18 protein-coding genes and 1 pseudogene are annotated in these 19,946 nt (G+C 67.8%); 9 read left to right on the forward strand and 10 right to left on the reverse strand.

Going from position 1 to position 19,946, the window contains the following annotated elements:
- Positions 1-151 precede the first annotated feature (151 nt).
- The 4 genes from ACLJQ7_RS25485 to ACLJQ7_RS25500 all read right to left on the reverse strand — a co-directional run bounded on the left by ACLJQ7_RS25485 (position 152) and on the right by ACLJQ7_RS25500 (position 3,425).
- Entirely contained in the window at positions 152-688 is a 537-nt protein-coding gene (locus ACLJQ7_RS25485) for an O-acetyl-ADP-ribose deacetylase (protein ID WP_410650684.1), read from the reverse strand.
- A gap of 13 nt (positions 689-701) precedes the next feature.
- Positions 702-1,499, reverse strand: a complete 798-nt coding sequence (locus ACLJQ7_RS25490; RefSeq protein WP_410650685.1) for an alpha/beta fold hydrolase — start codon at positions 1,497-1,499, stop codon at positions 702-704.
- 23 nt (positions 1,500-1,522) lie between these two features.
- On the reverse strand, positions 1,523-2,167 hold the full coding sequence (locus ACLJQ7_RS25495) for a DUF998 domain-containing protein (RefSeq protein ID WP_410650686.1): 645 nt from the start codon (positions 2,165-2,167) through the stop codon (positions 1,523-1,525).
- Positions 2,168-2,291: 124 nt separating this feature from the next.
- Positions 2,292-3,425 carry a metallophosphoesterase gene (locus ACLJQ7_RS25500; protein ID WP_410650687.1) on the reverse strand — a complete coding sequence of 378 codons (1,134 nt, stop codon included), beginning with the start codon at positions 3,423-3,425 and terminating at the stop codon, positions 2,292-2,294.
- Between the two features lie 152 nt (positions 3,426-3,577).
- Between ACLJQ7_RS25500 and ACLJQ7_RS25505 the strand changes: the two are divergent.
- Positions 3,578-4,334: pseudogene (locus tag ACLJQ7_RS25505) on the forward strand (hypothetical protein).
- Between the two features lie 51 nt (positions 4,335-4,385).
- Here the strand turns inward: ACLJQ7_RS25505 and ACLJQ7_RS25510 are convergent.
- Complete coding sequence (locus tag ACLJQ7_RS25510) at positions 4,386-6,647, reverse strand: ATP-binding cassette domain-containing protein (RefSeq protein WP_410650688.1); 2,262 nt, start codon at positions 6,645-6,647, stop codon at positions 4,386-4,388.
- A gap of 78 nt (positions 6,648-6,725) precedes the next feature.
- Between ACLJQ7_RS25510 and ACLJQ7_RS25515 the strand changes: the two genes are divergently transcribed.
- The 5 genes from ACLJQ7_RS25515 (at position 6,726) to ACLJQ7_RS25535 (ending at position 10,874) form a co-directional block, all read left to right on the forward strand.
- Positions 6,726-7,508 carry a TetR/AcrR family transcriptional regulator C-terminal domain-containing protein gene (locus ACLJQ7_RS25515; RefSeq protein ID WP_410650689.1) on the forward strand — a complete coding sequence of 261 codons (783 nt, stop codon included), beginning with the start codon at positions 6,726-6,728 and terminating at the stop codon, positions 7,506-7,508.
- 10 nt (positions 7,509-7,518) lie between these two features.
- Complete coding sequence (locus tag ACLJQ7_RS25520) at positions 7,519-7,950, forward strand: nitroreductase family deazaflavin-dependent oxidoreductase (protein ID WP_410650690.1); 432 nt, start codon at positions 7,519-7,521, stop codon at positions 7,948-7,950.
- 222 nt (positions 7,951-8,172) lie between these two features.
- Positions 8,173-8,652 carry a pyridoxamine 5'-phosphate oxidase family protein gene (locus ACLJQ7_RS25525; RefSeq protein ID WP_410650979.1) on the forward strand — a complete coding sequence of 160 codons (480 nt, stop codon included), beginning with the start codon at positions 8,173-8,175 and terminating at the stop codon, positions 8,650-8,652.
- Positions 8,653-8,682: 30 nt separating this feature from the next.
- Complete coding sequence (locus tag ACLJQ7_RS25530; RefSeq protein ID WP_410650691.1) at positions 8,683-10,230, forward strand: GAF domain-containing protein; 1,548 nt, start codon at positions 8,683-8,685, stop codon at positions 10,228-10,230.
- A complete protein-coding gene (locus tag ACLJQ7_RS25535) occupies positions 10,227-10,874 on the forward strand; it encodes a response regulator (protein ID WP_410650692.1) in 648 nt (215 codons plus the stop codon). Before ACLJQ7_RS25530 ends, ACLJQ7_RS25535 begins: the two co-directional genes overlap by 4 nt.
- Here the strand turns inward: ACLJQ7_RS25535 and ACLJQ7_RS25540 are convergent.
- Positions 10,871-11,503, reverse strand: a complete 633-nt coding sequence (locus ACLJQ7_RS25540) for a sigma-70 family RNA polymerase sigma factor (RefSeq protein ID WP_410650693.1) — start codon at positions 11,501-11,503, stop codon at positions 10,871-10,873. The genes ACLJQ7_RS25535 and ACLJQ7_RS25540 overlap by 4 nt on opposite strands.
- Positions 11,504-11,746: 243 nt before the next feature.
- Between ACLJQ7_RS25540 and ACLJQ7_RS25545 the strand changes: the two genes are divergently transcribed.
- Positions 11,747-13,516, forward strand: a complete 1,770-nt coding sequence (locus ACLJQ7_RS25545) for a chitinase (RefSeq protein WP_410650694.1) — start codon at positions 11,747-11,749, stop codon at positions 13,514-13,516.
- Between the two features lie 290 nt (positions 13,517-13,806).
- Here the strand turns inward: ACLJQ7_RS25545 and ACLJQ7_RS25550 are convergent, their stop codons facing one another.
- The 3 genes from ACLJQ7_RS25550 to ACLJQ7_RS25560 form a co-directional block, all read right to left on the reverse strand.
- A complete protein-coding gene (locus tag ACLJQ7_RS25550) occupies positions 13,807-15,168 on the reverse strand; it encodes a cellulose binding domain-containing protein (protein WP_410650695.1) in 1,362 nt (453 codons plus the stop codon).
- 10 nt (positions 15,169-15,178) lie between these two features.
- Positions 15,179-16,816, reverse strand: a complete 1,638-nt coding sequence (locus tag ACLJQ7_RS25555; protein ID WP_410650696.1) for a glycosyl hydrolase family 18 protein — start codon at positions 16,814-16,816, stop codon at positions 15,179-15,181.
- A gap of 262 nt (positions 16,817-17,078) precedes the next feature.
- Complete coding sequence (locus tag ACLJQ7_RS25560; protein ID WP_410650697.1) at positions 17,079-17,510, reverse strand: RpiB/LacA/LacB family sugar-phosphate isomerase; 432 nt, start codon at positions 17,508-17,510, stop codon at positions 17,079-17,081.
- Between the two features lie 60 nt (positions 17,511-17,570).
- Here ACLJQ7_RS25560 and ACLJQ7_RS25565 point away from each other — a divergent pair, with 60 nt between their 5' ends.
- The gene (locus ACLJQ7_RS25565; RefSeq protein ID WP_410650698.1) at positions 17,571-18,200 is read left to right on the forward strand and encodes a TetR/AcrR family transcriptional regulator; all 630 of its coding nucleotides are present in this window, start codon (positions 17,571-17,573) and stop codon (positions 18,198-18,200) included.
- Here the strand turns inward: ACLJQ7_RS25565 and ACLJQ7_RS25570 are convergent.
- The gene (locus tag ACLJQ7_RS25570; protein ID WP_410650699.1) at positions 18,197-18,733 is read right to left on the reverse strand and encodes a DM13 domain-containing protein; all 537 of its coding nucleotides are present in this window, start codon (positions 18,731-18,733) and stop codon (positions 18,197-18,199) included. The genes ACLJQ7_RS25565 and ACLJQ7_RS25570 overlap by 4 nt on opposite strands.
- Before the next feature lie 169 nt (positions 18,734-18,902).
- On the opposite strand from ACLJQ7_RS25570, the gene ACLJQ7_RS25575 reads away from it, so the two are divergent.
- Positions 18,903-19,769: a bile acid:sodium symporter family protein gene (locus ACLJQ7_RS25575; RefSeq protein WP_410650700.1), complete on the forward strand. Its 867-nt coding sequence runs from the start codon at positions 18,903-18,905 to the stop codon at positions 19,767-19,769.
- The last annotated feature ends 177 nt before the right edge of the window (positions 19,770-19,946 follow it).

Here is a 19,946-nt window from a genome sequence, read left to right on the forward strand (position 1 = left end):
ATCATGATCGGCGACACCATCGCCCGCCAGCTCACCCTCAACCGAGCAGTACGCTACCAACCACTCAACACCAAACTGTCCGACAAGTCCTGAAACACATCTGTCCGTGAGGTCCTGAAACAGCACATGTCGTTCTAGCGACCTAAACCACTCACGACCCACCCAAGCCCATCGCCTCCGCTTGCTCGCGGAACACGTCGTAGGCCGCCTTCCCGAAGAGCACGAACCTCACCAGCTCCACCGAACACGACCCGGCCGAGAGCGTGGTCACCACCGTCTCGAGGGCGATCTCCGCCGCGGATTCGACCGGCCATCGGTAGATCCCGGTCGAGATCGCGGGGAACGCCACGGTGTGCGCGCCGAGATCGGCGGCGACGTGCAGCGAGTTGCGGTGGCACGCCGCCAGCAGCGCGGAGCGGTCCTCGGTGTCGGACCACACCGGCCCCACGGTGTGCACCACCCAGCGCGCCGGAAGGCGGCCCGCCGTGGTGGCGACCGCCTCTCCGGTCTTCAGTCCCTTGCCGTAGTGCCCCGCGCGCAGTGCCCGGCATTCGGCGAGGATCTCCGGGCCGCCGCGGCGATGGATCGCGCCGTCCACCCCGCCGCCCCCGAGCAGTGACGAGTTCGCGGCGTTTACCACGACGTCGACCTGCTGTTCGGTGATGTCGCCTTCGACCAGTTCGATCATCGTGAGCGCTCCGTCAGTCGGTGAAGTACTCGATCAGTATCGGGGCAATGGCCTTCGGCTTGAGCATATGCGTCTGACCCTCGATCGTGCGGTGCTCGGCGCCGGGCACCGCCTGCGCCAGCGCGGCGACCCCGTTGCGGATCCACGCGGGGCTCTTGCCGCCGTCCATGACCAGCGTCGGCACGGAAACGCTCGCCCAGCGGCCCTCGGGCAGCGGGGCACCGTCGTGCAGACCGTCGAACAGCGCGGCGTCGTAGCGCAGGGTCGGCGCGACCTTCTTCAGCTTCGGCCAGGCGGGCATGAACTGCATCATGAACACGACCGGAGCCGGGACGCGGACGCCTTCCCGCATGAAGGTCTTGATCGCGGTGCCGGGCTTGCCGGTGGCGATGGCCTTCTCCAGCCGTTCGGCGTAGTCGGCCGGGACCGGCGGGCGGGTGGCGTCGACGACCAGCGGGAACTCGTAGACCGCCAGTTTCGTGATCGGCAGCCCGGCTTTCGCGGCTTCGAGGGCGAGTGCGGCGCCGGAAGAGATCCCGTAGACGTGGGCGGTCCCGCCCGCTTCCTTGAGCAGGGCCGCGATGTCCTCGACTTCGCGGGCGACGGAGAACGGCTCGGTGTCGCCGCTTTTGCCGCGGCCGCGGCGGTCGTAGGTGTAGACGGTGAAGTGCGCGGCCAGTTCGGCGGCCAGCGGCGTCGCCGGGCCGAACTCGCGGTGGCACATCGCGCCGTCGACCAGGATGACGGCAGGGCCGGAGCCGGTGCGGGTGTAGGCGATGGTGGTGCCGTCTTGCGAGGTCACGGTGTTCATGGCGGTGATTCTCCTGGAGGTGTTCAGCGGTTCGTGCGGAGGATGACGGCGGTGACCCAGCCCCAGGCCAGCATCACGGTGGTCCAGAAGGCGAGCATCACGACGGCGTTCGCGTTGCCGGAGCTGATCCCGGCGAACGAGGCGAAGAACGCGATGCCGATAACGCGGGAGTAGACGGCCCAGCCGCGGTTGCCCTCACGGGAGAAGCGGCTCGCGAACACGAAGGTCGCGGCGATCAGCGAGAGGAAACCGATCGAGCCGGCGGCCATGTGCAGGACGCCCGCGGTGCTGATGGTGCCCGGGCCGGAACCCACCGGGAAGCCGTTGCCGGGGTCGGCCTTGAAGACCGCGGCGAAGAGCATGCTCACGCCGAAGACGCCCAGCAGCCGCGGTCCCCACGTGCTGCCTCTGCCCGGTTCGAGCGTCCGGCGCAGGCCGATCGCTCCGGCGATCACCAATACGCCGGAGACCAGGAAGTTCGTCACCTGGATCCAGCCCGCGCCGCCGTTGCTCAGCATGCTCGCCGGGTGCTTCGTTAAGTCGAAGCCGTCGCGGACGGCGGCCTGGACGAGCGTGGTCAGGAAGTACAGCGGGCCCGAGGCGGCGCCGCACGCGAGCAGGGCGCGGGCAGGCAGTGCGACGTGGGTGCGGGCGGCGGTGATGGTCATCGTTCGGCCTTTCGGGGCGGCGGGTGTGTTGGCACAAACTCTCGCTCCGAAAGTCTCGATTGTCAAGACAAAAAAAATTGTCGGTGGTGCCCGGCGCGCCGCCGGAGGTGTCGCGACCAGGTGACTACTTGCCGTTTCGCAAGGTCAGGAGGGTGATCTCGCTCGGCGCAAAGACGCGCAGCGGCGGTCCCCAGAAGCCGGTGCCGCGGCTCGTGTAGAGCTGTGTGCGCTCGCCGTGGCGCGAAAGACCGGCCAGTACGGGCTGATCGAGCCGGACCAGGAGATGGAACGGCCAGATCTGGCCGCCGTGGGTGTGCCCGGAGATCTGGAGATCGATACCGGCTTCGGCGGCCTGCTTGACCTGCTTCGGCTGGTGGGCGAGCAGGACGACCGGCGTGTCCGAGGTGACGCCGTCGAGCGCGGCGGGGAGGTCGGGGCCGTGACCGGGCAGGCCGGACGCGGCGCCGGTCGGGTCGTCGATGCCGGCGAAGACGAGCGTGTCCCCGCCTTGGCGGACCTTCGCGTGCCGGTTGTGCAGCGGGTCCCAGCCGAGGTCGCGCATGTGGTCGAGCCAGGCCTGTGCCTCGCCGAAGTACTCGTGGTTGCCGGTGATGTAGAACTTGCCGAGCTTCGCCCGCACCTTCCCGAGCGGCGCGACCTGGTGCGCGCGTCTGGCGACCGAACCGTCGGCGAGGTCACCCGCGTGGGCCACGACGTCGGCGTCCAGCTCGTTCACCACTTCGACGACCTTCTCCGACCACGTCGTCCGGTTGAGCGGGCCGAAATGGGTGTAGGTGATGATCGCGAAACGGAGGCCGTCGAGCCCCGCGCCGAGACGGGGGATCACGACGTCGAGTTCCTTGAGCCTCGGCACGCGCCGGGCCTCGAACATCCCGTACGCCGCCAGTGCCACGAAGGCGACGAGGACGACGCCGGACACGATTCCCGCCGCACTGTCCACTCCGGACACGGCGAGCACGAGCCGCAGCACGTTTCCGAGCACCGACAAGGAGAACAGCAGCCAGATCAGCCCGAGGGAGAGGTCGCCGATCTTCGCCGCGAGGTCACGCTGCCACGGGCCGTGGCCGAGGACCATGCACGCGGGGACGGCGACCGCGGCGGTGGCGAACACGATCGTGCCGAGGACTTCGAGTGCGGCCGGGAGTTCCGGAGAGCCGACGATCGTCCACCACGGCACTCCGAACAGGAGGGCGAGAGCGGCGATGAGCACGGCTACGCGGACAAGGATGCGGGACATGATGTCGGCCAGACTAACAGACCATTGGTCTCTACCGCCGTCCTCGCTGAGGCGCGTCTCAGGTACGTAGATGGGCGTACGCGCGGTGTCGCTCCACGGCCGACGCTTTTCGTCTTGGTGCGGAAGACACTCGTCGGCATGAAGTCTGTCGCCTGTTCCTCAGCGGTCTCGTGCACGCGGTCGTGCTGGTCGCGTCCGGCGGTTCGTGGACCGGGCCGCTGTCGATGCGGAAGGCGGTCACGTTCGGGCTGACGCTGATCACCGTCGCCTGGGCGACGTCGTACGTCGCGGTGCGGCCGCGCGTGCGGAACGTGTTGCTGGGCGTTTTCACGGGAGCGAGCGTCGTCGAGACGGCGCTGGTGAGCATGCAGGCCTGGCGCGGGGTGCCGTCGCATTTCAACTTCGAGACCGGCTTCGACAACGCGGTCTCCACGACCCTCGCGGCGGGCGGTGGCGTCATCATCCTGACGGCGGTGTCGTTCACTGCCGCGGCATTGCGCGGCGAAGGGGAGACCACGGCGAGTATGCGGCTCGCGGTGCGGTTCGGCCTTGTCGCGCTGCTGGTGGCGCTGGGCGCGGGCGCGGCCATGATCGCGAGCGGTGTCGTGGCGGCGCGGGGCGGGAACCCGCAGGCCGCGTACACCACCGCCGGCGCGCTGAAGCCGCTGCACGCGGTGGCGATGCACGCGATCCTGATCGTGCCGGGGCTCGCCTGGCTGCTGCGGTTCGCGGACTGGACGGAACGGCGGCGCGTGCGGCTCGTTGGGGTGGCGATCGGTCGCGGGGGTTTCGCCGCTGGCGGCTTCGCCGGTCGAGATGGTGACTTCGGGGGTCGCTTTGGGGGTGCTGGGGGTTATCGGTGCGGTGGCCGCTCGTGAAGCGGTTCGGCGTCGGTCCCGAGTGCTATGAAAGGCCCCTTCATTGCAAAATTTGCAATGAAGGGGCCTTTCATGGCGCGCGCTAGCGGCCCACGTAAGCGCGAAGGTGCTGTGCCGTGAGCGTGTCACCGGAGCCGACCAGCTCGTCGGGAGTCCCCGTGAACACCACCTGACCCCCGTCCGAACCGGCGCCCGGCCCCAGATCCACGATCCAGTCCGCGTGCGCCATCACCGCCTGGTGATGTTCGATCACCACCACCGTGTTCCCGTCGTCGACGAGCCGGTCGAGCAGGCCCAGCAGCTGATCGACGTCGGCGAGGTGCAGACCGGTGGTCGGTTCGTCGAGGACGTAGGTCGCCGACTTCTCTGCCATCCGAATGGCGAGTTTGATGCGCTGCCGTTCCCCGCCGGACAGCGTCGTGAGCGGCTGCCCGAGCCCGAGGTAGCCGAGGCCGACGTCGGACAGCCGGTCCAGGATCGTCCGCGCCTGCCCCGAGGGGAAGAACTCGCGCGCCTCGGCGACCGGCATCGCGAGGACCTCGCTGATGTTCTTGCCCCGCAGCTTGTACGTCAGCACTTCGGCGGTGAACCGCTTGCCCTCGCATTCCTCGCAGACCGTCGCCACCCCGGCCATCATCGCCAGGTCGGTGTAGATCAGCCCGATGCCCTTGCAGTTCGGGCAGGCGCCTTCGGAGTTCGCGCTGAACAGGGCCGCCTTGACGCCGTTGGCCTTGGCGAACGCGGTGCGGATCGGGTCGAGCAGGCCGGTGTAGGTCGCCGGGTTGCTTCGCCGCGAGCCGCGTATGGCCGACTGGTCGAGCACCACCACGTCGTCCCTTGTGGACAGTGAACCGTGAATGAGGGAGCTCTTGCCCGAACCGGCGACGCCGGTGACCACGGTCAGCACGCCGAGCGGGATGTCGACGTCCACCCCGCGCAGGTTGTGCCGGGTCGCGTTCCGGATCGGGATCTGCCCGCGTGCCACGCGGACGTCGGTGCGCAACCGGGCCCGGTGGTCGAGGTGCCGTCCGGTCAGCGTGCCGGACGCGCGCAGTCCGGCGACGTCGCCGGTGTAGCAGATCTGCCCGCCGTTCGGCCCGGCGCCGGGGCCGAGGTCGACGACGTGGTCGGCGATTTCGATCGTCTCCGGTTTGTGCTCGACGACGAGCACCGTGTTCCCCTTGTCCTTCAAGAGAAGCAGCAGACCGTTCATCCGCTGGATGTCGTGCGGATGCAGCCCGACGGTCGGTTCGTCGAAGACATAGGTGACGTCGGTGAGGCTGGAACCCAAATGCCGCACCATCTTCACGCGTTGCGCCTCACCGCCGGACAGCGTCCCGGATTCACGGTCGAGGCTCAGGTAGCCGAGGCCGATCTCCACGAGCGAGTCGAGGGTGCCGCGCAGGGTCTGCATCAGCGGCCCGACCGATGGATCGTCGATCTTGCGGAGGAAGTCGGCAAGGTCGTCGATCTGCATCGACGAGCAGTCGGCGATGTTCAGCCCCTCGATCTTCGAGGACAGCGCCGCCTGGTTGAGCCGCGCGCCTTCGCACGACGGGCACTGCCGGAAGGTGAACGCCCGGTCCACGAACGCCCGGGCGTGCGCCTGCATCGACTCCTTGTCCTTCGACAGGAACAGCCGCTGCACCTTCACCAGGAGGCCTTCGTAGGTGGTGTTCATCCCGCCGAGCTTCATCTTGGTGGCGGGCTTGTGCATGAAGTCTTCCCACTGCTGAGGCGTGTAGTCCTTCAGCTTGACCGCGGGATCGACGAAACCGGATTCCGCCAGGCCCTTCCAGTACCAGCTGCCCGGCGTGAAGTTCGGGACGGTGATCGCCCCTTCGTCGAGCGAAAGCTCCTTGTCGACGAGCTGGTCGACATCGATGCTGGAGACCTTCCCCAGCCCCTCGCATTCGGGGCACATCCCCTCGGGAAGGTTGAAGCTGAACGCGCCCGACGTCCCCACGTGCGGCGTGCCCAGCCTGCTGAAGACGATCCGCAGCATCGTGTGCGCGTCGGTCGCGGTGCCGACCGTGGACCGCGAGTTGGCGCCCATCCGCTCCTGGTCGACGACGATCGCGGCGCTCAGATTCCGCAGCGCGTCCACGTCCGGCCGTCCGACCGGGGCCATGAAGGACTGGATGAACGCGGTGTAGGTCTCGTTGATCAGCCGCTGCGACTCCGCGGCGATGGTGCCGAACACCAAGGACGACTTCCCCGAGCCCGAGACACCGGTGAAGACGGTGAGACGGCGTTTGGGGATGTCGACCGAGACGTCGGCGAGGTTGTTCTCTCTGGCTCCGCGCACCTGGATCATGTCGTGGCTGTCGGCGGCCGAAGGCATGGCTCTCCCCTGGTTGGAACTCTTTAGCCTGTAAAGTGAGGGTAGCAGAGGTTGGTTTATGCTGTAAGGAGTTGGCAAGTGGTCGTCTACGCGGCGCAGGGAGACCCCCGTCGGTCGATGGCTCTGCTGTGGCGGACCGAGACGCCGGACGCCGAGCGGCCCGGCCCCAAACCGGGGCTTTCGGTGGATCTGATCGTCGAAACCGCCATCGCCATCGCGGACGCCGAAGGGATGGCGGGCCTCTCGATGCGGGCCGTCGGAGACCGGCTCGGCCGCACGGCCATGGCGCTTTACACCTACGTCCCGAGCAAGAGCGAACTCGTCGATCTCATGTACGACACGGCGCTCGCCGAGGTGCCGGCCGCTTACGACGGAGATGGCTGGCGGGCCGACGCCGCGCGCTGGGCCGAGGACCTCTGGGACTTCTACCTGCGGCACCCCTGGGTCCTTCAGGTCTCGCAGGCGCGGCCGGTGCTCGGGCCGAACGAGTATGTCGTCCTGGAGGCGCTGGTGAAGATCCTGCGCCGGACCGGATTGCCCCCGAGGGCGCTGCGGCGGCTGGTCAGCGCGCTGTACTCGTGCGTGCGCGAGCCGGCCAGGACGGCCTCGGAGGCGCGGCTGGCCGAAAAGATGACGGGGCAATCCGACGACGAGTGGTGGTACGCGCGCTCCGCGCATCTGAAGGAGGTCTCGCCGGATTTCGCCGAGCGTTTCCCGACGCTGACCTGGATGGAGAGCGAGCACGCGTTCCGGATGGAGGACGAGACGGTGTCCTATCTGGAGCAGGAGGCGAGGGAGGCCTTCGAGTTCTCGCTGGCCGTTCTCCTGGACGGAATCGAAGTCGCGACGAAAGCGGAGTAGCCTTCTCCGCATGCCCTCCGATTTCGCCTTGAAGACCATGAACGCCGTCCACCGCGTCATCCAGAAGGTCAGCGGTGGCCGCGCCGGCTGGCAGGTCGCCGGGATGACCGTCCTGGAACTGACCACTATCGGCCGCAAATCCGGCCAGCCGCGCACCGTGCTGCTGACTTCGCCGCTGCGCGACGGCGACGCGTACGTCATCGTCGCCTCCCGGGGTGGCGACGACCAGCACCCGGCGTGGTTCCTCAACCTCCGCGACAACCCCGAAGTCCAGGTCACCCTGAAGGGCGAGAGCGCGAAGCCGATGGTCGCGAGCGTGGCCGACGCCGAGCAGCGCGCCCGCCTGTGGCCCAAGATCACCGCGGACTACAAGAACTACGCGCAGTACCAGACCAAGACCGAACGGGAGATCCCCGTGGTGCTGCTGACCTCGAAGGCGTGACCCGCCGCTTTTGCGGTGGCGACACCTGGCGTGTTGCGAAAGCCACTTTCACAACCTTCAACGTTGCGAAAGTGGCTTTCGCAACAGCGCCTCCCCGAGCCGGTGGACGCGGTGAACGCGTAACCCGGCATCCCCCGCACGGGCCGGGTCCATTGGCCCTACCGGCGAGTCGGTAAGCCGGGGACCGTGGACCTCGACGCAGTACACGACGAGAACGCGGGGATGCCGATGTCCGACTCCTTGGGTCTCGAGACGCTCGGCCGCGAGCAGTGCCTGGCACTGCTCGCGGGCGCCGGGCTCGGCCGGGTGGTGTTCACTTCGCGGGCCATGCCGGCGATCCAGCCCGCGCGGTTCGCGCTCCACCACGGCGCGATCGTGGTGCGGACGCCGTCACAGAGCGCGCTGTTCGCCGGCGTACTCGACAGTGTGGTGGCGTTCGCCGTCGACGAGTTCGCCAAGGATCTGGGGGCGGGCTGGTTCGTCACCGTCGTCGGCCGCGCCGCCGAGGTGCGTGATCCGATCGTGATCGCCGAGTTGGAGACCCTGCCGCTGGGCTGCTGGACTGGTCAGGCCGATTCCCGGTACCTCCGGATCCCGATCGAGTCGGTGACCGGACGGAGGATCCTCGGCGCTCGCGGTAACGAAGCACTGTCCGTGATCGACGCACCAGATGAGCGATCCGGGCGCGTCTGTCATTCCTGACCCCACTGCCCGGGGCGGTACTCCGGGACGGTGACGCCAGTGCGGCGGGTGAGTGCGGCGAGCGACGCCAAAGTGCCCAGGATTCTGGACGCCGTGGCCGGGATCGCCCACGATCTCAGCCTGTCCGACGTCCTGCGGCGGATGGTCGAATCCGCCTGCGAGCTGACCGGCGCGCCGTACGGGGCGCTGAGCGTGCTCGACTCCGACGAGTTCATCCGCTTCGGCGATGCCTGGGAGCGGCCGCCGTCCGAGGACGAGTCCCGGGTGGTGCCCATCCGGATGCGCGGCCGCATCTTCGGCATGCTGTACCTCGCCCGCAAACCGGACGGTGCGGAGTTCACTGACGCCGAAGACGACCTGCTCGTCGCGCTCACTGCGGCGGCCGGTGTGGTGATCGAGAACGCCGCCCTCTTCGACCAGGTGCAGCGGCGCGAGCGCTGGCTCGAAGCCTCCTACCACGTCACCGGCGCGCTCCTGACCGACCAGGATCTGACCGCGACCCTGCGCCTGATCGCCGAGCGCGCCCGCGTCGTCGCCGGCGGTTCGGCGGGTGCGGTCGCCCGTCCGCGCGGTGACGGGATGCTGGTCTTCGAGATCGTCGAGCCGCCGGGGCCGGACGCCGACCGGATCGCCGGGGTCACCGTGCCGACCGAGGGCACCGCGACCGGACTGGCGTACACGAGCGGCAAACCCGTCGTGGTCCGGGAGTACGGCGACAAGGTGATCGAGCACCAGGGCGGCCGCGGCGTCACGATGCCCGCGATGATCAAGGACCTGGATTCCACGGTCGCCGTCCCGCTGATCGTCGGCGAGGAGAAACTCGGCGTCCTGCTGGTGGCCAAGTTCCGCGACAAGACCCCGTTCTCTGCCTACGACGTCCAGCTCGCCGAGACCTTCGCCGCGCACGCCGCGCTCGCGGTCGAGTTCGCCCGCGCGCAGCAGGACAGGCAGCGTCTCGCCGTCTTCGAAGACCGCGATCGGATCGCCCGCGACCTGCACGACCTGGTGATCCAGCGGCTCTTCGCGATCGGGCTCGGCCTGGAGGGGCTCAGCAGGCTCGCGGGTGAACCCGCCGTCTCCGAGCGCGTGGCGAGCTTCGCGCACGAGATCGACCGCACCATCCGCGAGATCCGCAACAGCATCTTTTCGTTGCAGGAACCGGCCGAGGCGCAGGGCAGCCTCCGGTCGGAGCTGCTGCGGGTCGCGCTGGACGCGGGCTGCGCGTCGGAACCCCGGGTCGGCTTCGACGGGCCGCTCGACTCGGCCGTGCCGGACACCGTCCGCTCGGATCTCATCGCGACCCTGCGCGAAGCACTGTCCAATGTGGTCAGACATGCCGAGGCGACCGCGGTCTCGGTCGACGTCTCCGTCGACCGCGATGGCCGGTGGCTGAAACTTTCGGTGGTGGACGACGGCGTCGGCATGCCCGCCGAACCCGGCCATCGCAGCGGCGTCGCGAATCTGGCCGAACGCGCGGCCCGCTGGAACGGCTCGTTCGCCGTCGAAGCGGCGCCGGAAGGCGGGACGAAGCTCGACTGGTCGGTGGAGCTGCCGGCCCGACAGGGGAGTGTGCGATGACGATTTCGGTGTTCCTGCTGGACGATCACGAACTCGTCCGCACCGGGCTGAAGACGGTCTTCGAGGCCGAAGACGATCTCACCGTGGTCGGCGAAGCGTCCACGGCCGCCGAAGCGTACGTGCGGATCCCGGCGGTCAAACCGCAGGTCGCGGTGCTCGACGTCCGGTTGCCGGACGGCGAGGGGGTCAGCGTCTGCCGGGAGATCCGGGCGTCGATCGACCCGCCGCCCGCCTGCCTGATGCTGACGTCCTATTCGGACGACGACGCGTTGTTCGGCGCGATCATGGCGGGCGCGGCGGGGTACATGCTCAAGCAGGTCTCCGGTGGCGCGCTCGTCAAGGCCGTCCGCACGGTCGCCGCGGGCGGATCGCTCCTGGACAGCACGCTGACGGCGTCGGTGATGAACCGGCTGCGCGGCGAGAGCGAACTCCCGGACCCGCGGTACGAACAGCTGAGCCCGCAGGAACGGCGGGTGCTCGACCACATCGCCGACGGGCTGACCAACCGCCAGATCGCGGAAAAGCTGTACCTGGCGGAGAAGACGGTCAAGAACTACGTGTCGTCCCTGCTGCACAAGCTCGGTTTCGAACGCCGCACCGCCGCCGCCGTCTACGCCTCGCAACGCCGCAAGCCCACGGTCTAGAAGATCGCGAACCCGCCGGCGAAATCGGGGTTCTCGCGCAGCACCCGGCGCAGTTCGTTGAGGGCCCGGTGCTGGGTGACGCGGACCGCGCCGGCGCTCGTCATGCCCAGCGCGCCGGCGGTCTCTTCGGCGCTGTACCCGTGGATCACCCGCAGCACCAGCACGTCACGCTGTTTCGCCGAGAGCACCTCGAACAACCGCGACAACCGGCGGGCCCGATCCGCCTTCTCGACCTCTTCGAACGTCGGGTTCCACGGCCCGTTCGGTTCGGGCTCCGGATCGGGTACCGGCGCGGAGGGGTCGCGGGCGAGGTTCCGGCGGACGTCGGCCACCTTGTGCGACGCGATCCCGAAGACGTACGGCAGGAAGCTGTTGTCCTGGTAGCTGTAGCGGGGCAAGGCAACGAGGACGGCCATCAGGACCTCCTGGGCGCAGTCCTCGGCGCCGGAGATGCCGCGGGTCACCACGCCCAGCCTGCCCGCGCAGTACCGGAACACGATCGGCCGGAGGAGCGCCAGCAGGTTTCCGACGGCCAACCGGTCACCGCTGATCGCCGCGCGGATCAGCTCGCCGTCCGGCTCCCCCGGGCGGTGTTGATACCTCGGGCGGACCGCTTCGGACACGGTCATCACGCCGGATCGGCCGTTCTCGGCGCGCCCCTGTGCGTTCCCATCGTCCCCACCTCCCGAAAGCCCCCAGCCCTGTTTGGCCCCTTCGACGTTACGGAGCGCGTCCGCGCGTCACACCGGTACAGCAGCCCGGAGTGGTCGGGTCTTTGGACCCTGGTGCCGCCGGGGTATGGACTTTCGCCAGATTGGTCTAGACAATTAGCGGAGCGCGGCGGCAGGCCGCCCTTCCACGGAGGAATCGCGATGAGGCGTTCCAGATCCTTGTCATTTCTGGCCGTTTTGGTGCTCGTCTTCACCGGCCTGATCACCGGCGGTGGCACCGCGAGCGCGGCCAACCTGCTCCTCAATCCCGGCTTCGAGGCGGGTTCGACGTCCGGTTGGTCCTGCGCGGCGGGCGCGACCGTGACCACACCGGTCCGTTCGGGCGGTTACGCCGTTTCGGTCACGCCCGGCTCGACGATCGGGAAATGCGCACAGACGGTATCCGTCCGGCCGAGCACGACCTACGCGGTTTCGGCCTGGGTGAACGGGAATCCGGTGTACCTCGGGGTCACGGGCGGGCCGTCGACCTGGACCGCGGCGACCTCCTACACGCAGCTGTCGCTGTCGTTCACGACTTCGGCCACTCAGACGACGGCGGAGGTGTACGTCCACGGCTGGTACGGGTCGGGCACCTACTACGCGGACGACATCAGCCTCGACGGGCCCGGCGGTGGCACCCCCGGCGCGCCGCCGTCACCGGGGAATCCGGCCGTGGGCACGGTGACTAACTCGTCGATCGCGCTCTCGTGGGGCGCCTCGGCGGGGACGGTGACCGGCTATCGGGTGTACGAGGCGGGCAAGGTGGTCGCGACGGTGACCGGGACCTCGGCGACGATCTCGGGACTGACGGCCTGTTCGTCGCACAGCTATTCGGTGGCCGCCTACAACAGCACGGGCGAGTCGCCGAAGACCACGGAGGCGGGCGCCACGACCTCCGGCTGCGTCGACTCCGGGCTGCCGAAGCACGCGCTGATCGGCTACCTGCACGCGAGTTTCGCCAACGGCTCCGGCTACACGCGGATGGCCGACGTCCCGGCGGCGTGGGACATCGTCAACCTGGCCTTCGGTGAACCGACTTCGGTGACCTCCGGCGACATCCGCTTCACGCGGTGCCCGGTCGCGGAATGCCCGACCGTGGAAAGCGACGCGGACTTCATCGCCGCTATCCGCGCGAAGCAGGCACAGGGCAAGAAGGTCCTGATCTCCATCGGTGGCCAGAACGGTCAGGTCCAGCTGACCACGACCGCCGCTCGCGACGCGTTCGTCAGTTCGGTGTCCGCGATCATCGACCGGTACGGGCTGAACGGGCTCGACATCGACTTCGAGGGGCACTCGCTGTACCTCAACTCCGGTGACAACGACTTCCGCAATCCGACCACACCGGTGATCGTCAACCTCATCTCGGCGCTGAAGACGTTGAAGGCTCGCTATGGTGCGGGATTCGTGCTGACGATGGCGCCGGAGACGTTCTTCGTGCAGACCGGATACCAGTACTACGGCGGCCTCGGCGGCGCCGACAACCGGACGGGCTCGTACCTTCCGGTGATCCACGCGATGCGGGACGCGCTGACCGTGCTGCACGTCCAGGACTACAACTCCGGGCCGGTGATGGGGCTGGACAACCAGTACCACTTCATGGGCGGCGCGGACTTCCACATCGCGATGACCGACATGATCAAGGCGGGTTTCACGGTGTCCTCGACCGGGTTCCGGTTCCCCGGGCTGCGTGAAGACCAGATCGCGTTCGGCCTGCCCGCCGCGGTGAGCGCGGGCAACGGGCACACCGCGCCGGCGGCGGTGCATTCGGCGCTGAACTGCCTGGTGAAGAACTCCGGATGCGGGTCGTATTCCTTGCGTGGCGGCGCTTCGCCCGCGTTGCGCGGGTTGATGACGTGGTCGATCAACTGGGACCGGTACTACGGATGGGAGTTCCAGAACGCCCACGAGCCGTTCCTGAACGCCCTGCCCTGATTCGCACACCCGGCGCGATTAGTCCTCTGAATGCGGTCCTTGCGTGTGCATGTACCGCATTCAGAGGACTAAACGCTTTTCGGGGTGGGTGCCTCCGCCTTCGCAACAGTGCTTCTCGGAGTGGGGCGACCCACTTGGCCTGCACGAACACCGGCGGCCTGGGGCACCCCAAGAACCACATCAGCTGGGTAGTGAAGGGGGCCTTTCACGGCCGAACGAGCGCACGCAAAGGAGCGGGCCCGCACCGTGCAGCATCGGTGCGGGCCCGCAGTTCGAGAAACCCGGGGACGTCAGAAAGCCGCGGTGATCCGCGTGAATTCCCAATCGTTCTGCGCGATACCACTGCAGTTCTCGGCGACCCCGCCGTTCGGGCAGCCCCGGTCACGGTTGGTCGACCAGAACGCGAGCCTGGCGATCTTGTTCGTCTTGGACCAGTCGGTGATCCGGGTCCAGGTGTCTAGACTCGTCAGTTCCCGCTGATCCGAGAGACCGTTCATCCCGCTGATGCCCAGGTGGCCGTACGCCGTGGCGTCGTTCCACCCGAAGGTCGACTTCAGCTTGTCCCGCAGGCCGTTCGCCGCCCTGATGGTGTTGCCGTACATATCCGCGCCACCACCGAAATCGAACGGCATGATCGTGTAGACGTCGATCCCGGCGTTCAGCGCCTTCGACTGGTCGATGAGCCGGTTGCCCCACGAGTTCGGGCCGCTGGTCGTCGTGCCGAAGGTGAGAATGGTCTGGACACCGGGGTTGTTCGCCTTCACGATCTTCAGCGCGTTCAGCACGCGGTCCTGCACGACCGCGTTCTCGAACTCGTCGGTGTTCTCGATGTCGATGTCGATCGCCTTGAGACCGTAGGCGTCGATCACCTTCTGATAGGCCCCGGCGAGCGCTTCCGGCGTCGAGCAGTTCGGGCCGAGCTTGTTGCCGCTCCACCCGCCGAACGACGGCACGATCTGCCCGCCCGCGGCCTTGATCTGCGCGATCGCGTTCGCGTCGACGCCGCCCTGGAGCGGACGGCTGCCGTCCCAGGCGGGGTTGCAGCCACCGGAGGACAGGATGAACGCCATCGTGAACCACTTGATCCCGGTCGCGTTCATGACCGTCTGCGGGTTCGGCGGGCTTCCCCAGCCCATGTACAGATACGGCGCGCCACGGCCGCCAGGCAGCGGCGGGTTGCTCGTGGTCGTCGTCGGGGAGGAGGTGGTGGTCGGTGTGGTCGGCGTCGTGGTCGGACCGCCGCCGCCCGGATCACAGGAACCACCGTTGATCTTGCAGTTCGCCGGGGCGACGTAACCCCCGGAATACTTGACGTTGAACCCGAAGCTGGTGGAACCGCCGTGGGAAAGGTTGCCGTTCCAAGTGTTCTTCACCGTCACGTGCTGTCCGGAGACCGAATAGCTGCCGTCCCACAGCGAAGCGATCGAGTGCCCCGCCGGGAGGTCGAATTCGACCGTCCACGAGGGAAGGCCAGCTCCCGAGTTGTTGCTGATCGTGTACTTGCCCTCCCAGCCCGAGCCCCAATCGGAACCCTTGCTGAAGGCGGCGCCGACGCCGCCGGCCGCGGAGGCCGGCGCGATCACGAGGACCGCGCCGGCCGTTGCGGCAGCGGCGGCCAGGCCGACGGCCTGGATCCAAGTCCGCTTGGCCACTGTCGACCTCTCAGTTCAGGCCGTTGCGCATGGCCGTGACGAGTTCGCCGTTCGAGGTGTCACCACTGAGCTCCCAGAAGAACGCGCCGCCGAGACCCTGGTTCTTGGTCCAGCCCATCTTTCCGTTGATGGTCGCGGGAGTGTCGTAGCTCCACCAGTTGTTGCCGCACTTCGCGTAGGCGGTACCCGCGATGGTGCCGGTCGACGGGCAGCTGTTCTTGAGGATCTTGTAGTCCTCGATGCCCGCCTCGTAGGTGCCCGGTGCCGCGCCGGTCGCGGTGCCGCCCGGGGCGTCCTGCGTGACGCCGGTCCAGCCTCGGCCGTAGAAACCGATACCCAGCAACAGTTTGCTCGCCGGGACACCCTTGGCCTTGAGCTTCTGGATAGCGTCGTCGGAGTTGAAGCCCTGCTGCGGGATGCCCGGGTACGAGGTCAGCGGCGAGTGCGGGGCCGTCGGACCCTGCGCCGCCCAGGCGCCGAAGAAGTCGTACGTCATGACGTTGTACCAGTCGAAGTACGCCGAAGCGGGGCCGTAGTCGGCGGCGTCGATCTTGCCGCCACTGCTGGCGTCCGCGGTGATCGCGGCGGTGACCAGGAACGAGGAGCCGAACTTGGTGCGCAGCGCCTGTGCCACGTTCTTGATCGCGGCGGGGCCGCTGGTGTCACAGGTGAGACCGCAGGCGTTCGGGTACTCCCAGTCGATGTCGATACCGTCGAACACGTCGGCCCAGCGCGGGTCCTTGATCAGCTTGTAGCAGGATTCCGCGAACGCGGCCGGGTTCTTCGACGCCTGGCCGAAGCCGCCGGACCAGGTCCAGCCGCCGAACGACCACAGCACCTTGAGGCCCGGGTACATCTTCTTCAGCTTGCGCAGCTGGTTGAAGTTACCGCGCAGCGAACCGGCGTCCCACGAGTCCGCTACACCGTCCACACTGGACCCGGCGTCGTAGAACTTGTCGTAATCGGCGTAGGTGTCGTCGTTCGCGGTGCAGGAACCATTGGTGACGTTGCCGAACGCGTAGTTGATATGCGTCAGCTTGGCCGCGGAACCGGAAGTGTGAATGTTCTTCACGTGGTAGTTGCGGCCATAGACGCCCCACTGCACGAAGTACCCGAGGTTCTTCTTCGCGCCCGGGTTCGGGTTCGAAGTCGTGGTGGTCGGCGGTTTGCTCGTACTGGTCGACGTCGGGGGATTGGACGTCGTGGTGGTCGGTGTGGTCGGCGTCGTGGTCGGGTTACCGCCGCCGGGGTCGCACGAGCCGCCGTTGATCTTGCAGTTGGCGGGCGCGGTGTAGGCGCCGGAGTACTTGACGTTGAAGCCGAAACTGGTGGAACCGCCGTTGGAAAGGTTGCCGTTCCAGGTGTTCTTGACGGTCACGTGCTGGCCGGAGACGGTGTAGCTGCCGTCCCACAGCGACGCGATCGAGTGCCCCGCGGCGAGGTCGAACTCGAGGGTCCAGGTGGTCAGGCTCGATCCCGAGTTGTTGGTGATCGTGTATTTGCCTTCCCAGCCGGAGCCCCAGTCCGACCCCTTGGTCAGGGTGGCTCCGACCCCGCCCGCCGCGTTCGCCGGCACGGTCACCAGACCGACCGCCAGCGCCGCCACGGCCGTGAACAGGCCGACCAGATGCCATCTTTTTCTCGACATTTCACTCCTTACAACCCGGTGCAGGGAAATGATCTTGGAGATGGTTTCGTCAAAGGGAAATCGGCGACATCGCGTTGCCTCGGCCGGAGCCGGGCAGGCGGGGATGCGTCTTCATCGACCACCTCCACGGGAGAACGTTTTGTTGCGGGAGACGGTACGTGGTCTGGACCAATATGGGAAGCATCACTACGTAGAGTGGTGATTTTCCTGCGAACGGCCTAATACGTTCGACAGCGTTAACCGTTCACTGGTTCGGTGCCGTTCACCGGCGGAATTCGTCCATTTCGCCGAGCCGGGCGATATTCGCCGATTCGTCGGGGTCGGGCAGGACACCGGAAAGGAAGACGTCGGTGATTTCGACGGCCACGTCGGGGGCCAGCCGTTTGAGGCTCAGCGCCAGCACGTTGGCGTCGTTCCACTTGCGGGCGCCCGCGGCGATCCAGGTGTCCCAGGCCAGCGCCGCGCGGACGCCGGGAACCTTGTTGGCCGCGATGGCCGTACCCGTCCCGGTCCAGCACATCACCACACCGAAATCGGCCTCGCCGTCCGCGACCGCCCTGCCCACCGCCGCGCCGAGTTCCGGCCAGACGTCCGACGTCGCGGGGCGGAACACTTCGTGGCCCGCCTCGGCGAGATATGCCTGGACGGCGTCCGTGGTGGCGTTCCGGTCGTCGGCGGCGAAGGCGATCCTCATGTCCGGATCGTAACGCCGCGTCGACAGGTGACGAACCGGAAGTCATGGGAGGATCGCGGCGTGGACTCGTCTGCGGAGGAGCACCAGGTCCAGCGTGACCAGGAGATCGCACGGACACGGATTCTCGACACCGCCGCCCGCCTGATCGGCGAGGCAGGGTTCGCCCGGCTCAAGATCGGCATGATCTGCGCCAGGACCGGCTATCCCAGCGGCGTCGTCCACCAGTTGTTCGGCTCGAAGGAGACGCTGGTCCAGCGGCTCGTCGAGTTCGCCGCGGAGAAGTTCGCCGACGTCTTCAGCGCCGCCGTCGCCACCCGGACCGGTGGGCTGACCCCGAGCCCGATGGACATGCTGCGTGCCCTGCTGGACATCTTCTTCGAGCTGCTCACCGACATGCCGCCGCTGAACCGGGCTTTCGTGGTGCTCTGGACGGACGCGACCGTCGGCGATCCGGCGGTGCGGTCGGCGATGACCGAGGCCGACCGCCGGTACCGGTTCGCCATCGCGCAGACCGTCGCCGCCGGGATCGCGGACGGCTCCATCGCCGGCGTCCGCGACCCCGACGCGTACGCGGCGGCGCTGGTGGGGATGCTGAGGGGGATCGCCGTGGCGTCGATCATCGATCCGGGCGGCATCGATCTGCGGGCGGTTCGCGCGGAGCTGGAGTACGCGGTGGACCGGCTCGCCTAAACGGTTTTCGCCAGCTCGGCCGCGCCGAAGGACACGTTGAACCGGTCGCACCAGATCGTCACGCTCGAATAGCGCGCCAGATCGGTGCCCGCGGGCAGCGTGTAGTTCTGGCTTCCCTTGTTGCCCTTGAGTTTCCCGGCGTTCACGTACGCGCCGTCGTCGAACACGAACCAGCCGTCCTTGCCGGGGATGACCGGCGCGTCGGTGAGCCAGACCCGCAGATCCGGCCCGTTGCTCGTGTCGAGGTTCTCCAGGCGCAGCACCAGCGACCCGTCGGCCGCGCGCAAGATCCGGACCTTGCCGCTGGTCGCGTGTTCGTGGCTGATCAGTTCGCCGGTGGCCACGATCGAGGGCTCTTTCGGGGCGGGTGCGGCGCTTTCCGAAGGTTGAACCGATGGCTGGGCGGCGACGGGCGCCGCATCCTGGACCGTTTCGTTCACCCAGAGCTTCCACGGCTGGAACCAGTAGAGGCCCGCAGCCACCGCCACCACCAGGCCGGCCGCCAGAACGGCGAGCACCCGCTTGCGTTTCATGAGGACATTCAACCGCGCGAACCGTCCGGTTCGCCCGGTTCGGGCGGTTACCGAACTCTTACGGCGCCGATCGAGCGGGGTCACGGCTGGGTTTCGGTACCTTGACCCCGTTCACGCCGCTTGACACGATTGCCGATCTGAAAAGGGCATATCGGACGGAGGCCCCTCGATGGGTTCGGCGATGTTTTCCATCCTCCTGCCGGTAGCGCTGGCACTCGTCATGTTCGGGCTGGGCCTGACCCTGACCGTCGGCGACTTCACGCGGGTGCTGAAGTACCCGAAGGCCGCCGTCATCGCGCTGGTGTGCCAGATGATCGTGCTGCCCGTGATCTGCGTCGGCCTCATCGTGTTGTTCGGCCTCGAGGGCGTGCTCGCGGTCGGCATGATGCTGCTCGTCGCCTCGCCCGGCGGGACTTCGGCGAACCTGTTCAGTCACCTCGCCGGCGGCGACGTCGCCCTCAACGTCACACTCACGGCGATCAACTCGGTGCTGGCCGTGTTCACCCTGCCGTTGGTGGTCGGCCTGTCGATGGCCGAATTCCTCGACGGTGGCTCCTCGCTCGGACTCCAGCCCGCGAAGTTCGTGCAGGTGTTCGCGATCGTGCTGATCCCGGTCGTGATCGGGATGGCGGTGCGGCACCGGTTCACCGGCTGGGCCGAGCGGATGCGCAAACCGGTCAAGATCGGCTCCGCCGTGGTGCTCGTCCTGGTGATCGCGGCGGCGATCGCGCAGGAGTTCCGGACGCTGGTGGACAACATCTGGACGCTCGGGCCGGTGGCGCTGGCGCTTTCCGTGCTCAGCCTCGCGATCGGGTACTACGTGCCGCGGCTGTTCCGGGTGGACCGCGGGCAGTCGATCGCGTCCGCCATGGAGATCGGCGTCCACAACGCCACCCTCGCGATCGCGGTGGCGATTTCCGTGCTCGGTGACAAGGCGATGGCCGTGCCCGCCGGGATCTACGGCGTGCTCATGTTCTTCCCCGCCGGGATCGCGGCGTTCCTGTTGTCCCGCAGCCGGGAGAGCGCGCCGGTCTGAGCTACTTCGGGCGACTCGTGAGAGGTAAGGCAAACGTGTCGGGTCTCGAAGCCCTCGGAGCGGCTCGGTCGTCATAAGGGCATCGGCGCCCGATTTGGGTACTTTGCGTATTCAGGCGCCGGGGTCGTGAGTGATAAAGAGCGTTAGAACGACCATTACCACTCACGACCCCCGCGC

It is taken from the genome of Amycolatopsis sp. cmx-4-54 (assembly GCF_046548895.1).
Taxonomy (GTDB): Bacteria; Actinomycetota; Actinomycetes; order Mycobacteriales; family Pseudonocardiaceae; genus Amycolatopsis.

Excerpts from the sequence above, each read along its gene's own strand:
- ACLJQ7_RS25560 (WP_410650697.1), bottom strand. The coding sequence starts at position 17,510 with ATGAGGATCGCCTTCGCCGCCGACGACCGGAACGCCACCACGGACGCC.
- ACLJQ7_RS25500 (WP_410650687.1), bottom strand. The coding sequence starts at position 3,425 with ATGTCCCGCATCCTTGTCCGCGTAGCCGTGCTCATCGCCGCTCTCGCC.
- ACLJQ7_RS25510 (WP_410650688.1), bottom strand. The coding sequence starts at position 6,647 with ATGCCTTCGGCCGCCGACAGCCACGACATGATCCAGGTGCGCGGAGCC.
- ACLJQ7_RS25545 (WP_410650694.1), top strand. The coding sequence starts at position 11,747 with ATGAGGCGTTCCAGATCCTTGTCATTTCTGGCCGTTTTGGTGCTCGTC.
- ACLJQ7_RS25495 (WP_410650686.1), bottom strand. The coding sequence starts at position 2,167 with ATGACCATCACCGCCGCCCGCACCCACGTCGCACTGCCTGCCCGCGCC.
- ACLJQ7_RS25520 (WP_410650690.1), top strand. The coding sequence starts at position 7,519 with ATGCCCTCCGATTTCGCCTTGAAGACCATGAACGCCGTCCACCGCGTC.
- ACLJQ7_RS25540 (WP_410650693.1), bottom strand. The coding sequence starts at position 11,503 with ATGACCGTGTCCGAAGCGGTCCGCCCGAGGTATCAACACCGCCCGGGG.
- ACLJQ7_RS25525 (WP_410650979.1), top strand. The coding sequence starts at position 8,173 with ATGCCGATGTCCGACTCCTTGGGTCTCGAGACGCTCGGCCGCGAGCAG.
- ACLJQ7_RS25555 (WP_410650696.1), bottom strand. The coding sequence starts at position 16,816 with ATGTCGAGAAAAAGATGGCATCTGGTCGGCCTGTTCACGGCCGTGGCG.
- ACLJQ7_RS25570 (WP_410650699.1), bottom strand. The coding sequence starts at position 18,733 with ATGAAACGCAAGCGGGTGCTCGCCGTTCTGGCGGCCGGCCTGGTGGTG.
- ACLJQ7_RS25490 (WP_410650685.1), bottom strand. The coding sequence starts at position 1,499 with ATGAACACCGTGACCTCGCAAGACGGCACCACCATCGCCTACACCCGC.
- ACLJQ7_RS25535 (WP_410650692.1), top strand. The coding sequence starts at position 10,227 with ATGACGATTTCGGTGTTCCTGCTGGACGATCACGAACTCGTCCGCACC.
- ACLJQ7_RS25575 (WP_410650700.1), top strand. The coding sequence starts at position 18,903 with ATGGGTTCGGCGATGTTTTCCATCCTCCTGCCGGTAGCGCTGGCACTC.
- ACLJQ7_RS25485 (WP_410650684.1), bottom strand. The coding sequence starts at position 688 with ATGATCGAACTGGTCGAAGGCGACATCACCGAACAGCAGGTCGACGTC.